The sequence below is a fragment of the Bacillus sp. JJ1122 genome (genome assembly GCF_036964885.1).
Lineage (GTDB): Bacteria > Bacillota > Bacilli > Bacillales > Cytobacillaceae > Mesobacillus.
The window spans coordinates 162,110-174,872 of sequence record NZ_JBALQL010000023.1; the positions used below are offsets into that span (position 1 = coordinate 162,110).

The 12,763-nt window shown below is 44.8% G+C and carries 13 protein-coding genes and 1 pseudogene; 13 read left to right on the forward strand and 1 reads right to left on the reverse strand.

The genetic code is table 11. From position 1 onward, the window contains the following. The 13 genes and pseudogenes from V7201_RS13930 to V7201_RS13990 form a co-directional block, all read left to right on the forward strand. A pseudogene (locus tag V7201_RS13930) lies at nucleotides 1–1,071 on the forward strand (hypothetical protein); the annotation flags it as partial. Between the two features lie 20 nt (nucleotides 1,072–1,091). Then, nucleotides 1,092–1,664: a hypothetical protein gene (locus V7201_RS13935; protein WP_335377344.1), complete on the forward strand. Its 573-nt coding sequence runs from the start codon at nucleotides 1,092–1,094 to the stop codon at nucleotides 1,662–1,664. A 16-nt stretch (nucleotides 1,665–1,680) separates the two neighbouring features. Continuing rightward, a complete protein-coding gene (locus V7201_RS13940; RefSeq protein WP_335377345.1) occupies nucleotides 1,681–2,040 on the forward strand; it encodes a hypothetical protein in 360 nt (119 codons plus the stop codon). After that, complete coding sequence (locus V7201_RS13945; RefSeq protein ID WP_335377346.1) at nucleotides 2,033–2,683, forward strand: hypothetical protein; 651 nt, start codon at nucleotides 2,033–2,035, stop codon at nucleotides 2,681–2,683. The genes V7201_RS13940 and V7201_RS13945 overlap by 8 nt, the downstream gene beginning before the upstream one ends. Before the next feature lie 7 nt (nucleotides 2,684–2,690). Next, complete coding sequence (locus V7201_RS13950; protein ID WP_335377347.1) at nucleotides 2,691–3,104, forward strand: hypothetical protein; 414 nt, start codon at nucleotides 2,691–2,693, stop codon at nucleotides 3,102–3,104. 46 nt (nucleotides 3,105–3,150) lie between these two features. After that, complete coding sequence (locus tag V7201_RS13955; RefSeq protein ID WP_335377348.1) at nucleotides 3,151–3,546, forward strand: pilus assembly protein; 396 nt, start codon at nucleotides 3,151–3,153, stop codon at nucleotides 3,544–3,546. Continuing rightward, entirely contained in the window at nucleotides 3,543–4,211 is a 669-nt protein-coding gene (locus tag V7201_RS13960) for a hypothetical protein (protein WP_335377349.1), read from the forward strand. Before V7201_RS13955 ends, V7201_RS13960 begins: the two co-directional genes overlap by 4 nt. Before the next feature lie 98 nt (nucleotides 4,212–4,309). Further along, nucleotides 4,310–5,914 (forward strand): gamma-glutamyltransferase family protein, encoded by a 1,605-nt coding sequence (locus V7201_RS13965; protein ID WP_335377350.1) that lies wholly within the window; start codon nucleotides 4,310–4,312, stop codon nucleotides 5,912–5,914. Nucleotides 5,915–6,211: 297 nt separating this feature from the next. Further along, entirely contained in the window at nucleotides 6,212–6,394 is a 183-nt protein-coding gene (locus V7201_RS13970) for a hypothetical protein (RefSeq protein WP_335377351.1), read from the forward strand. Between the two features lie 221 nt (nucleotides 6,395–6,615). Continuing rightward, a complete protein-coding gene (locus tag V7201_RS13975) occupies nucleotides 6,616–6,918 on the forward strand; it encodes a DUF4212 domain-containing protein (RefSeq protein ID WP_335377352.1) in 303 nt (100 codons plus the stop codon). Nucleotides 6,919–7,135: 217 nt separating this feature from the next. Continuing rightward, the gene (locus V7201_RS13980) at nucleotides 7,136–8,806 is read left to right on the forward strand and encodes a sodium:solute symporter family protein (protein ID WP_335377353.1); all 1,671 of its coding nucleotides are present in this window, start codon (nucleotides 7,136–7,138) and stop codon (nucleotides 8,804–8,806) included. Further along, a complete protein-coding gene (locus V7201_RS13985) occupies nucleotides 8,787–10,673 on the forward strand; it encodes a DUF294 nucleotidyltransferase-like domain-containing protein (RefSeq protein WP_335377354.1) in 1,887 nt (628 codons plus the stop codon). Before V7201_RS13980 ends, V7201_RS13985 begins: the two co-directional genes overlap by 20 nt. Nucleotides 10,674–11,092: 419 nt before the next feature. Next, nucleotides 11,093–11,713, forward strand: a complete 621-nt coding sequence (locus tag V7201_RS13990) for a 3'-5' exonuclease (RefSeq protein ID WP_335377355.1) — start codon at nucleotides 11,093–11,095, stop codon at nucleotides 11,711–11,713. A 39-nt stretch (nucleotides 11,714–11,752) separates the two neighbouring features. On the opposite strand, the gene V7201_RS13995 is transcribed toward V7201_RS13990, so the two are convergent. Further along, on the reverse strand, nucleotides 11,753–12,541 hold the full coding sequence (locus tag V7201_RS13995; RefSeq protein ID WP_335377356.1) for a LysM peptidoglycan-binding domain-containing protein: 789 nt from the start codon (nucleotides 12,539–12,541) through the stop codon (nucleotides 11,753–11,755). Nucleotides 12,542–12,763: the final 222 nt, after the last annotated feature.

The following is a 12,763-nucleotide window of genomic DNA, read 5'->3' on the forward strand; positions in this document are numbered from 1 at the left end:
AATGGAGGCCAGGGTCCGAATGGAGGCCAAGGTCCGAATGGAGGCCAAGGCCCGAATGGAGGTCAAGGTCCGAATGGAGGCCAGGGTCCAGATGGAGGTCAAGGCCCTAATGGCGGTTTATCTGGTGGAGGAGCAGGAGCATCAGCTGGAAATGGCGATGCTGATGGTTCACCTTTAGATGGAGTGAAGACGACCGCGGATTACGCTAAGAAAGCTAAAAAGTTTCTGGTCACCTATCCAAAAAGACTAGGTGATATTCTGGATGGTACTCTCTCTCTTGCAGCCGGGTTCAGGATCAAAGATTTGAATACTGCAACGGGGAACAAGAACCTCTATCAAATTCTCGGGAAAAATAATGTTGTAGATAACAACAACAAATTTAATAGATGGTTAAATAAGAGGTATAACAACTATCTTCAGAGCTTTAAAGAAAATAAGCTGATCCTGAAAGGGAACCAGAAAACGGTAACGGATGCTTTTGGAAAAAAGACGAACGTCGTTACCAAGAATTTGAGAAGTGGCACGACTGTTAAAGCTAAACATATTGATAAGTTCTTCAAGGAAAATATGAGCTTTAAAACCGTGACCTCAAAAATAGGCAAGGAAATGTCGGAAAACTGGTTTGGTATCAATAATCCGTTTAAGCCATCAAACTGGAAAAGCGGCAATATCATCAATAAAGAATTTTTCAAATTAAGCAAAGTAGCTAAAGGAAACGGGATTGCGAATGTCCTGCTTTCTGTTGCTCCAAGAATCAGTGATTTTGCTCAACAAGAGAATAAATCTGCGCACGTAACAGATTTTGCAGCGGGAATTACCACTGATGTAGCATTTGGAGTGGGGTCAGCTGCGGTGAGCGCTGGAGTCGGCTGGCTTGCAGCAGCAGGAGCTGGAGCAGCGGCAGGGTCCGTGGTTCCTGGTGTGGGAACAGTTGTAGGAGCAGTGACGGCAATTGGGATATCTCTTTTCCTTGAATCAAAAACAGGAAAGAGCATTAAGGATAGCGTTCAAAAGGGAGTCAAAAAGCTGTTTGATGGTGTGAAAGGAAAACTGTCAGGAGTATTTGGCTAATTAGGAAAGGGAGAGTGAGTATGGTCAAAAATACAACAATACTAACAATAGGTCCGCTGGTGATTGGAGCTATTACTCTCCCAATCCCAGATTTTTCAATGGTTTACATGTGGGTGGCACTTGCCCTGTTCGTGCCTGTATTTTTATTTGCTGTATACCTTGACCTTACTGGGAAGTCAAAAAAATCAAGTAAGCTAAGAGGATACATTGGTTACTTTTGTATGGTCTTAAGCTCTATTTATTTTGCTTTGCCAGCAGTGAAGCTTTACGAGGATCGGCCGCTAATTCAGTTAGTCATTATTGGAATCTGGATTGCTGCTTCGTTGATTACCTTCCGATATCATCGTGTCATGCACGCAATTGTTTTTGCAGAGAGTGATCGCTACCGTAAGTTTACCTTTCTTTTGCACGGAACAATGGGCTTAGCGCTAGTAGCTGGAGCAGGAGGTTATTACAAAGCGGCAGAGTATTTCTCTTATGCATTTGGACCAAATGCAACATTTGCCTATTTTTCACTCATTCTGCTCATTGGGTCCCTCTGGCTGGGAATCTTCGCGCAGAGTACGGTCGGTGTGTTTACAAAGTTTAAATAGCTTGCGGGGTGGAAAAATGAATGCCTTTATCAAGACGTTGGGGATCTCGATCCTTCTAATGATGGTAACTGGTTTTATCGGTGTCGTAGTGATTCAGGATATCTTCTATTTATCAATCTTTTCTCTAATGATTACTTACTTTTTAAATGGATATATAGCTTCCGCAACAAATACTGTTTATCCCTATTTCAATGCCTATATGACCGCTCTCGCCCTGGTCATCATTAATTTGGCTTTCTCGTATCTGGTCCTCGGACTGAACATTTTGATCAATCCTGATGTGGTGTTTTATTCTCTATTGACCGGTACCTGTGTATCACTTGCAGGTGCATACGTAAAAACTTTTATGAGAAACAGGAGCATGGCCCATGCTTAAAGATATTTTCTATTATTATAATCAGAGCTTGCTGAAGATACTTGGCTTTACAATCCTGGTCATTCTTCCAGTTCAAATTTTTCTGTACGGCTGGATTTACTATTTTAATCAGCTGGATCTGAACCGTATTGAGACAGTTCTGGCACTCTACGTGTACGTATTAATGTTTATCCTTACGATGAAACCATTCCTTGAATTATACAAACACTTGAAAATAAACGAAGATTACAGTCTGAAAAGTATGCTGAAAACATTCATTTCCTCGTTCGGATTTGTGTTTTTCGGTTCAATGATCATCTTTTTGCTGTCTTATATAGGAACTACTTTATTTATCATTCCCGGACTCATCCTGCTGACCATAGCATTTTTTCTGCCCTTTTATAATTTCGGTGAAGAGAACATAAAGCTCCTTGCCAAAAAGGCAGTTCATTTTTATAAAAACAGATTCTTCTCCATCCATCGAGATGTGATTTTGCTAGCCTCTATTAATTTGCTGGTTTGGGCACTTTTTGTTAACGGGATTGCACAATTCGATATGAACCTCATTACGTATACGATCTTGCGAATACTGATTAACCTGTTTATTTTTCCGCTGATCTATTTTTATCTGGCGGAAAGGTATGAAGATGTTGCGGAGGTTTAGATGATTTATGGAAAATAGCTTATTCAAAAAAACAAATGTCCCTCTGATGGTGTTCCTGAGTTCTGTTTCTCTTGGAATCTATGTTCCTTATTGGTTTCTGTCACGGCAAAAGAACTTCGAAACTTTAAAAAATAATCTTAATTTTACCGCTTTGAAAGTACTTTTTGGTCTGTACATCTTTTCCTTTATCCTTAATCTTGTCCATACAGGCATTTTTACCGAGCTGGGAATCAACGTCTTTAACAGCCTTGATTTAATCCTTACCTTTTTCGGACTTGGAATTATGTATTTTTCAGTATTCAGGGCAAGGGATTCGATCGAAGATGAACTGAATGAAAAAGTGTATAACCCTTGGCTTCTCGTTATTTTTCATATCTGGTACCTTCAATATAAGTTAAACCGCATGGAATTGAAGGCATAATACAGTGCTTCAAGGCAATTATTTTTAATTATCCGGGGTGTCTCTAATGTCAGGAAAAAATAAACTCAATAATGAAAGAGGCGCGATTACCTTTGAATTCTTAGGAATCCTGCCGTTCTTTTTTATGTTCTTCCTGCTTCTCTGGCAGGTGGTCGCCTCCGGATATGCAGTTTTAACGGCAAAAACGGCGGTCAATAACGCGGCAAAAACGTTTGCGGCTACCAATGATATCAATGAAGCGGAGCAAGTGGCAATCCAAACAATCGGGACCAGCTCGGTGATCAGCTACAAGAACATGCAAGTTGTTTTCCTTGATGGCCAGGGAAAGTTTGAAATGAAGCTGTCTGCAAATCATCCGCTTGTATTTGTTCCATCTCCATGGAAAAGTGCTGCTTCACTAGACCTTAACCAGGAGGCGATTGGCAAGGTGATGGTGCCATGAAGTATCTACGCAATGAGAGAGGGAACGCCGTCTTTTTCATGCTGTGGCTCCTTGGGATCGTAGCAATCCTTTTTTTGATCGTCTTGAACCTTGCTAAAGTTTTTATTGTAAAAGAACATGCCAGCCTTTCGGTTGAGCAGGCGGCGATTGCCGGGACTGCGGCGATTATTGAAAAAACGAAGGAAGCGGTTAAGGATTTTGACAGCGGTCCAGAATCCGTGGCTCAAAAAGTCCTCGATGGTGGAAAAAGCATTGAAGATTTGATCACCGAAAAGGAAGCAGAATATGTAGCCAACGGTGCTGATGAATCAGCTGCTTTTATTAAGGCAGCAAATGATGTGCTGCCACCACGGCTTGATAAACACCCGTTATTAAAAATCGCATTCCGGAACAGGCTGGGCAATGACAGCAGTGACCTTTACGCCGTAGCCACGGCGGACATCCAGGATATCATTGATGCCAATCAGGCAAATATGGAAGATACGGAAATCCTTTTTGATGAGGATGACTGGCGCCTGGAGGTCAAATCAACGGCAACTTTTCAATCGATCTCCGATAACAAATACATTCAGGATTTCTTGGCAAAAATTCCTCAAAAAGGCTATGGCCCATCGCTATCATATTTACAATCTGTCTATTCAGGCGGACTGCCGATTTTTCCATAGGAAAATCCCTTTCGATCATTGAGAGGGATTTTTTTTATTTAGAATTTTCAGCTATTTTGCTATACTATTTCGTAAGACGAATAAATGGGGGAATCTAAATGTCTTTGCATACATATCCATATCCATCGCAGCGGATGGCAGCAGTTGCCCGCAACGGGATGGTCGCTACTTCGCAGCCGCTTGCTGCACAGGCTGGGCTTGATATTTTAAAAAAGGGAGGCAACGCGATTGATGCTGCGATTGCCACTGCGGCGTGCCTCACGGTTGTTGAGCCGACTTCAAACGGCATTGGCGGCGACGCGTTTGCCTTAGTTTGGGTGAAGGATCAGCTGTATGGCTTGAACGCAAGCGGTCCTGCTCCACAATCGATTTCAATTGAAAAGGTAAAAGAGCTCGGTCATGAAAAAATGCCTTCTCATGGCTGGATTCCGGTCACTGTACCAGGTGCGCCATCTGCGTGGGCAGAACTGTCTAAAAGGTTTGGTCGCTTGCCGCTGACAGTAGTGCTGCAGCCGGCAATTGACTATGCCCGCAATGGTTATCCACTGACTCCAACTCTTGCAAAATACTGGAATGGTGCTTTTAAAGCTTACAAGAATCGCTTCCAGGGGGAGGAATATGGAGAATGGTTCCGAGTATTTGCCCCTGAGGGTAAGGCACCTGAGACAGGGCAGATGTGGAAATCGGAAGACCATGCGAATACACTACAGGAAATCGCGGAGACGAACGGAGAGAGTTTCTATCGAGGAAGCCTGGCTGACAAGATCGCTGAGGAATCTGAAAAAGCAGGAGGCTTCCTAAAGAAGTCAGACCTGGAAAACTATCAACCTGAATGGGTTGATCCGATTTCCGTTTCCTACCGAGGACATGAGATCTGGGAGATTCCGCCGAACGGACAGGGAATCGTCGCTCTTATGGCTCTAAATATTTTAAAAGGTTATGAGTTCACACATCGTGACGATGTTGAAGGAGTCCACCTCCAGCTTGAGGCGATGAAACAGGCATTCACGGATGGCAAGGAATATGTTTCAGATCCAGCGACAATGCAGGCAAGGACAGTCGATTTGCTTTCTGAAAAATTTGCTGAGGAAGCTCGAGCGAAGATTAGTGAAGAAGCAAGGATGCCAGAACCAGGTTCGCTGCCAAAGGGCGGAACGGTGTACTTGGCGACTGCCGATGGCGAAGGCAACATGGTTTCTTTTATCCAGAGCAATTACATGGGCTTTGGCTCAGGGATTGTCGTTCCTGGAACAGGCATCGGGCTGCAAAACCGCGGGCACGATTTCTCACTTGACCCGAATCATGCAAATGCACTTGCTCCTGGCAAGAAAACGTATCATACGATCATTCCCGGCTTCATCACGAAAGGCAAGGATGCTGTCGGACCATTCGGGGTGATGGGCGGGTACATGCAGCCGCAGGGCCATGTCCAGGTTGCCATGAATATGATCGACTTTGGCCTGAATCCACAGGCCGCGCTCGACGCACCGCGCTGGCAGTGGATTGAAGGAAAGCAAATCGAGGTGGAACACCACTTCCCGAACCACATCGTCAAGCAGCTGGCAGCGCGCGGACATCAGATGAAGGTGGCGTACGACGGCGGCGGCTTTGGCAGAGGCCAGGTCATTGTAAGAAATCCGGAAACAGGCGTGCTGACAGGCGGAACGGAAATGAGGACAGATGGCTCGATTGCATGCTGGTAACAAAATAGCTTTTAAGGGACGCTCATAATTGGGCGTTCCTTTTTTACTATTCTGGGATGGTGATGAGATTGGGCAACCGCACGACCTGAATCAAATAAATTTTTTTTCGACACTCCTGGACATCATTAAGCTTGTGAAAGCCTAATGATATTAACGGTTTTTACACGACCGTAAAAATATCGACATAGAAAGCGATTACATTTTTTAGAAATAGTATCTTGACCTGCATGGACATTATATGGATAATAAAATTAAATTTTCTAAAGATTTAGTTAAATTGAAACTGGAGGTAGTGGTTTGATTATATTAGTTGGTTTGCTGGTCATTACCGGGATAAGCCTGTTATTGGCTTTTAAGAAAAATAAAATGATTTTCCTGGCCGTACCATTTCTTAGCATATTTCTTTACTTCCTCATCCAGATCATCATGGTGCCCGCTCCATTCTTTGAAACGCTAAAATTCATCTTCAGCCTCAGCTAGTGATATAACTTCAACTTCTAACAAAAAATCTTCAAAGTGTTCAGCTAGGGTACCCGTCGTCGTAAAAAAAGGTATCAACTTTGCCATTGCAAAGTTCATATAACCCAAATTCATTTTAAAAAGGAGTGGGGAAGCTACGCACGCGATTCACTAATAAGCTGTGTCCGTCATTCATAAAGGATTATAAAAAGGGGATTATCAAACACAAAGGGGTGTAAAATGTGAAAAAAATTGATAAGGCTGTCGCAGACGCATATTTCCGTGAGAAAAACCGTAACATGTTCATTTATTTTGCCATCTGGTTCCTTGTTTCCTTCGGGGTCGTTATGTTCGCAGAACCGCTAAGCGAGATTTCCATCGGCGGATTTCCATTCCACTATTTTATGGGAGCCCAGGGAGCAGTCCTGACCTTCATTATCCTGTTATTCGTTAATGCGAAGGTCAGTGACGGAATCGATAAGAAGTACGGAATCGATGAAGAGAAAAATATTAAATTAAGTGAAGGAAAGAGCTTGGACCACTAATTTTTCCCTTTGGACCCGGCCGGAAACATATTTCAGTTTTGGAAGATGATTTTCCCGGTGGTGGCAGGTTTCGGAAGAAGATATTAACGGTTGAATGACTTTTATTAACGGTTAGAGCGATTATATTAACGGTTGAAAAAGCTTTATTGCTAGTTGTTTATATATTACTCACCAGCCAGTAAGGACAAAAAGAAGCAGTTGAAAAAGGGGGAGAACTTTGGATACACAATTCTTGGTCTCATTATCTATTATTCTAGCCACATTTGGTTTGTATATCGGAATTGCACTTTTTAATAAAGCGAAGGAAACATCTGATTTCTATGTTGCTGGACGTGGGGTGCCGCCAGTTTTTAACGGAATGGCGATTGGCGCTGACTGGATGAGTGCGGCGTCTTTCATCGGGATGGCCGGTACGATTATGCTCCTTGGATATGATGGTCTTGCGTATATCATGGGCTGGACGGGCGGCTACTTGCTGCTGACATTCCTGCTTGCACCACAGCTTCGCAAATACGGCCGTTATACCGTACCAGAATTCATCGGCGACCGATTCAACAGCCATACAGCCCGCGTCATCGCGGCAATCACAACGATTATCATCAGTTTCACCTACTCAATTGGCCAGCTTTCCGGTTCGGGAGTGGTTATCGGCCGTCTATTCGAAATCGATGCTAAGCTTGGCACGATGATCGGGGTAGTCCTGATTGCCTTCTACGCTGCATTTGGCGGCATGAAGGGTGTTACATGGACGCAGGTTGCCCAGTACATCATTTTGATTATCGCTTACTTGATTCCGGTTATTTTCATGTCTCTTCAAGTTACTAGCAGTGCCCTGCCATGGCTTTCTTACGGTGAGCTTGTCGGCAAAATGGGTGAGCTTGATCGGGAGCTTGGCATTTCTGAATATTTCGCACCGTTCACAAACGGCACGAAATGGCAGTTCCTTGCCCTTATGTTTACATTGATGGCTGGTACGGCGGGCCTTCCGCACGTAATCGTCCGCTTCTATACGGTTTCAACGATGAAGGCTGCACGCTGGTCAGGGGCATGGGCACTTCTATTCATTGGTTTGCTTTACCTCTCTGCACCTGCTTATGCTGCGTTCTCCCGTTTCATTTTAATGACGAAGGTGGCTGGCAGCAAAATCAGCGAGCTTCCTGCCTGGACAAAAACATGGGTCGATACGGGCAAGCTTCAGCTGGCAGACGGAAATGGAGATGGAATCCTTCAATGGAAGGAATTGATCATTTCCAATGATATCGTCGTTATGGCGACACCTGAAATCGCAAACCTTGGCGTATTTGTCGTCGGGCTTGTAGCGGCTGGCGCTATGGCCGCAGCGCTTTCTACAGCGGGCGGTTTGATGATCGCGATCTCTTCTGCTTTTGCCCACGATATCTACTATCGTGTTATGAGACCAAACGCTACGGATAAAAACCGTTTGAACGTAGCACGTATTTCAATCGTTGTAGCTACATTGCTGGCAGGTATCATTGCCTTAAATCCTCCAGGAGCCATTACGCAAATCGTTGCCTGGGCATTCGCGCTTGCATCCGGAACATTCTTCCCGGCACTGATCCTCGGTGTATGGTGGAAGCGATCGAATGCACAGGGAGTAATCGCCGGAATGCTAGTCGGTCTAGGCGTAACACTAGCATACATCTTCGCGGCAAAATATGGCGGCTACACAATCCTCGGCATCATTGACACAGGTGCTGGCGTATTCGGTGCCGCTGCTGCGATTCTTGCCAACGTGGTAGTATCACTTGCCACTCCTGCACCATCGCAAAAAATTCAGGAGGAAGTACTCGACCTTCGCTATCCTGAACAGATGGTGTATAAGAATGGCGAAGTATGGATGAACGACGATGGAACAAAAGCGCTATAAGGAAATATGGAAGGCTGTGCAGTTCCACCCCTTATTCCAGGGGGTGGAGGAAAGCACAGCCCTTTCCCTTGTCGAGGAATGTGAAGCGTTAACCTTTCAAAAAAAAGAAATCATGCTCCAGGCTGATACTCCGCGCCAGGGGCTTTTGCTGGTTTTACAGGGAATAGCTGAAGTGTTTGTGAAAAATGCTGCCGGACAGGATGAAGTGCTCGAGGTCATTCAAAAAGGAGAGATTGTCGGGTTTTCGAGTCTCGCAAATTTTCTTGGGTTTGAAAAAGCAGATAAAAACCAGGCGACAGTCGAGGTAAGGGCCGTAGAAGATGTCCAAGCGCTGCTCATCCCTTATGCCGTATTGGCAAAAAGATGGAGTGACCAGAAAGTCCATGACTACTTGCTGACCCAGGTATCCATCAGACTGAAGGATGTGTACGGATCGCTTGCAGAACAGGTGAAACTGGCAAAAGGAATGGGTGAAGGTGAAACCATCCTCACGAGAGTCCATGACATTATGTCGGAAAAAGTCGTGGCCGTTGCCCCTGAGACGAGCATCCGGGAGGCAGCGCGAAAAATGGCTGAGGGCAGAACGAGCTCTGTGCTAGTGCTTGAAGGGCAGGAGCTGAAAGGAATCATCACGGAGCGTGACATTGTCGGAAGAGTCGTCGCTAAGGGGCTAAGCTATGACGAACCATCAAAATTGGCCATGACCGCAAACCCTGTCACGATTTCAAGATTCGCGTATTATTACGATGCGATCTCTGAGATTCTTTTAAAAGGGATCAAGCACCTGCCAGTCGTTGATGACGGCGAGATTTCCGGTATTGTTACTTTTACCGACCTGCACCGGAAAAAGAATGACAGTATGATGAAGACAATCAAAAAAATTGAGCAGGCTGATGAAGCAAGCCTCGCAGAAGTGAAGGCAGCCATTTATGAAATAACCGATACGCTGCTCAGGGACCGAGTGCCTGTATTTGCCTTGCTAGAAATCATCACCAAGCTATATGACCGATTGATTGGCCGGACAGTAGAATTATCAGTTGAGGCGCTTCGCAAACAAGGCCTCACGCCGCCCGTACCGTTTGCCTTTTACTTAATGGGTTCAAGTGGCCGTGGTGAACAATTCATGCTGACAGACCAGGACCATTTCCTCGTCTATGGTGAAACAAGTGACCATGTCTTTTTTGAAAAGCTGGGACAGGAAATCACCTCAACGCTTGAAAAAGCGGGATATGCCCGCTGTAAGGGCTTGATGATGGCGAACGAGCCCCAATGGAGAGGGACGGTCCTGCAATGGCAGGACCGGGTCAGGAAGTGGATGTTGCAGTCAACAAATGAGAACCTGCTGCTTGCACAGAACTTTTTCTCGTATCGGTTTGCTGCCGGCAGCGCTGAGCTGAATGGAGAGTTTGAGAGAAAAATCGCAGAGCTTTTGGAACGCTCAAAAATCTTTTTATTCCGGATGGTCCAGGCGGAAAGGGAGCAGGAAATCCCTACGCTTGATGAACCAATCAAGGCGCTGTTTAGAATTGGCCGTAAGAGCATTGATATGAAAAAGGAAATCTTATTCCCGTACCATCACAGTCTGCAGATTTTATCCCTCTATTACGGTGGAATTCAAGGAACACCTCTTGAGAAAATAGCAGCCATGAAGGAGAAGGGGATTTTTACCGCGGAATTCACTCTCGATGTAAAAGAAGCCCTCAGCCATGTATTCAACCTGTACATCAGGCAAAGGTGGGAGAACAAAGGGGTAAGCTCCGTCCTTTCATTTTCTGCGATGTCTACAAGGCAAAAGGAAGAGTTGATTCTGAGCTTGCGAACGTTGCGGGAGCTCCAGGGGATGGTTTTTGCTAGATTTTCAATCTAGCGAGGCGATCTGTCAGGTGATTTTACAGAATGGATCGAGTTGGTTTAATAGATTTGTTCTCGTGAACTGACTGCGGGTTACTAGTTTTTAACGAAAAAGCATTCTATTGTAATGGCTCTGTTAAAGCTGAAAGTTGATTTTAATACCCTGTAGATTATAGTGGAAGGCGCGAAGACTCCTCGAAAAAGCTAACGCATTTTCTTCGTGCGTGGGCACATTCCAGGAAGCTATTCAGTGTCCTGCGGGCTGAGCTAGACAGGTGAGACCCCGCAGGAGCGAAGCAACGAGGAGGCTCAGCGCCAGGAAAATCAACAGCGTTGTTTAAGAGAGCTAACAGAATAATAGATTTAAAGGATTGATGAAAGGAGGAGGTCAAGTTCTTTCAGCGGAAGAATATTTCCTGTTCATTAAAATACGATATGATTCCTTTATCGACGCCAATCGATGATCTTACCTTTATAGTATTCGACACGGAGACGACAGGGTTCCAGGTTGCGACGACTGACAGACTGATTGAAATTGGTGCTGTTCCAGTAAACGGACTGAAAGTGAAGGGAAAACACCAGTTTCAGACATATGTAAATCCGAGGCGACAAATTTCTCGGGAAATAATTGAACTGACCTCGATTACAAACGAAATGGCAAGTGAAGCGCCTGTTGCACCGGACGCAATTTCCCGGTTTTTTGATTATGTTGAATCACACGATACGGTCTGCCTTGTTGGACATTATGTCAGCTTTGATACAGCTGTTTTAAAAAGCGAGCTTAAACGCGAAAAGTTGGCTCTGAAAAGGTTGTTCACCATCGATACGCTGGATTTGATTGGCTTTATTGCCCCTTCATACGATATGCGCGATCTCGAGCGATACGCAATGGCCTTTGGCACACGAATTTACGATCGCCACAGCGCCATCGGCGATGCCATGACCACAGCCTATCTGTTCACAGAACTTCTCCTGCAATTCAAAGACAGGGGTCACTCCACCTGGGGTGAACTCATGAAAGCGACGGACAGTCAGATGAGGTCGATGCCGTTTTAGGGAATAGAAAAAAGGAGCGGTGTCCGCTCCTTTTTTCGTTCAATCTATCTGAATGACAGCACCGTTTTTATAAGTGACAATAAGTGTCTTGCCAGCAAGCTCTTGATATTTTCTAGCGGTACCATAGGCGACTTTTAATGGAATGGCATGTCCATTCTGTGTGAATTCTACTGTGAAATTGTCGGCTGCCCCTGCAACAGTGGCTTCCATTACGTCGATATTCCCAGGAATAATCAGTCTTTGGCCAATCAGGACCATATTTTCCTTTAATTTATTCGCATTCTTTAATTCATTTAAACTCAAATCATATCGCATGGCGATATTCCATAGCGTGTCACCCGGCTGGACGGTATAAATTCCCTCACCAGCTTGATGAGAATGAGTCGGTACAATCAGGGTCTGGCCTGTTAAGATGGTTTCTTTTTTAAGGTGATTCTCCTCCATCAAAGCTTTTACCGTAACACCGTATTTTTTAGCGACTGAATAGAGTGTATCGCCTTTCTTCACGATATATGTACCCGCCTCACTTACAACAGGAACCTGTATTTTCTGGCCGCTATGTATCGTGTAGCGATCCAAGGAATTCATTACCTTCAGCAATTCAACAGAAGTATCGAATTTTTTTGACAGGCTGTATAGCGTATCGCCCTTTTTTACAGTATAGATAGCGCCGTCTGCTTCCGTTTTCTTTTGGCTCATGCCGAATAGAAGTGCAGTTGCCAGTGAACCCGCTAATGCAGCCCCTATTGCCTTCTGCCGCCTTCTAAGTGATACCTTACGTTTTTGTTCTCTGATCCGTTGGTTTCTTGTTTGTCTGTATGTAACCAAGCTGCTCTTCCCCCAATGTAAAAATAAACTCCTCAACAAGAATTCGCTGGGTGGGATATTTTTTTGTCCTAAAATTGGTGGTGAAGGAAAGTTTTTCATTAAGGGGTTTGTTAAAGATGACTTTGTTTTTTAAACCCTGTTGATTGTAGTGGAAGGCGCGTAGACTCCTGCGGGCTGAGCTGGACAGGTGAGACCCTGCAGGAGCGAAGCGACGAGGAGGCT

Coding starts and splice junctions, on each gene's coding strand:
- V7201_RS13990 (WP_335377355.1), top strand. CDS start 11,093: ATGATTCCTTTATCGACGCCAATCGATGATCTTACCTTTATAGTATTC.
- V7201_RS13950 (WP_335377347.1), top strand. CDS start 2,691: ATGGAAAATAGCTTATTCAAAAAAACAAATGTCCCTCTGATGGTGTTC.
- V7201_RS13945 (WP_335377346.1), top strand. CDS start 2,033: ATGCTTAAAGATATTTTCTATTATTATAATCAGAGCTTGCTGAAGATA.
- V7201_RS13985 (WP_335377354.1), top strand. CDS start 8,787: ATGGAACAAAAGCGCTATAAGGAAATATGGAAGGCTGTGCAGTTCCAC.
- V7201_RS13955 (WP_335377348.1), top strand. CDS start 3,151: ATGTCAGGAAAAAATAAACTCAATAATGAAAGAGGCGCGATTACCTTT.
- V7201_RS13960 (WP_335377349.1), top strand. CDS start 3,543: ATGAAGTATCTACGCAATGAGAGAGGGAACGCCGTCTTTTTCATGCTG.
- V7201_RS13965 (WP_335377350.1), top strand. CDS start 4,310: ATGTCTTTGCATACATATCCATATCCATCGCAGCGGATGGCAGCAGTT.
- V7201_RS13935 (WP_335377344.1), top strand. CDS start 1,092: ATGGTCAAAAATACAACAATACTAACAATAGGTCCGCTGGTGATTGGA.
- V7201_RS13940 (WP_335377345.1), top strand. CDS start 1,681: ATGAATGCCTTTATCAAGACGTTGGGGATCTCGATCCTTCTAATGATG.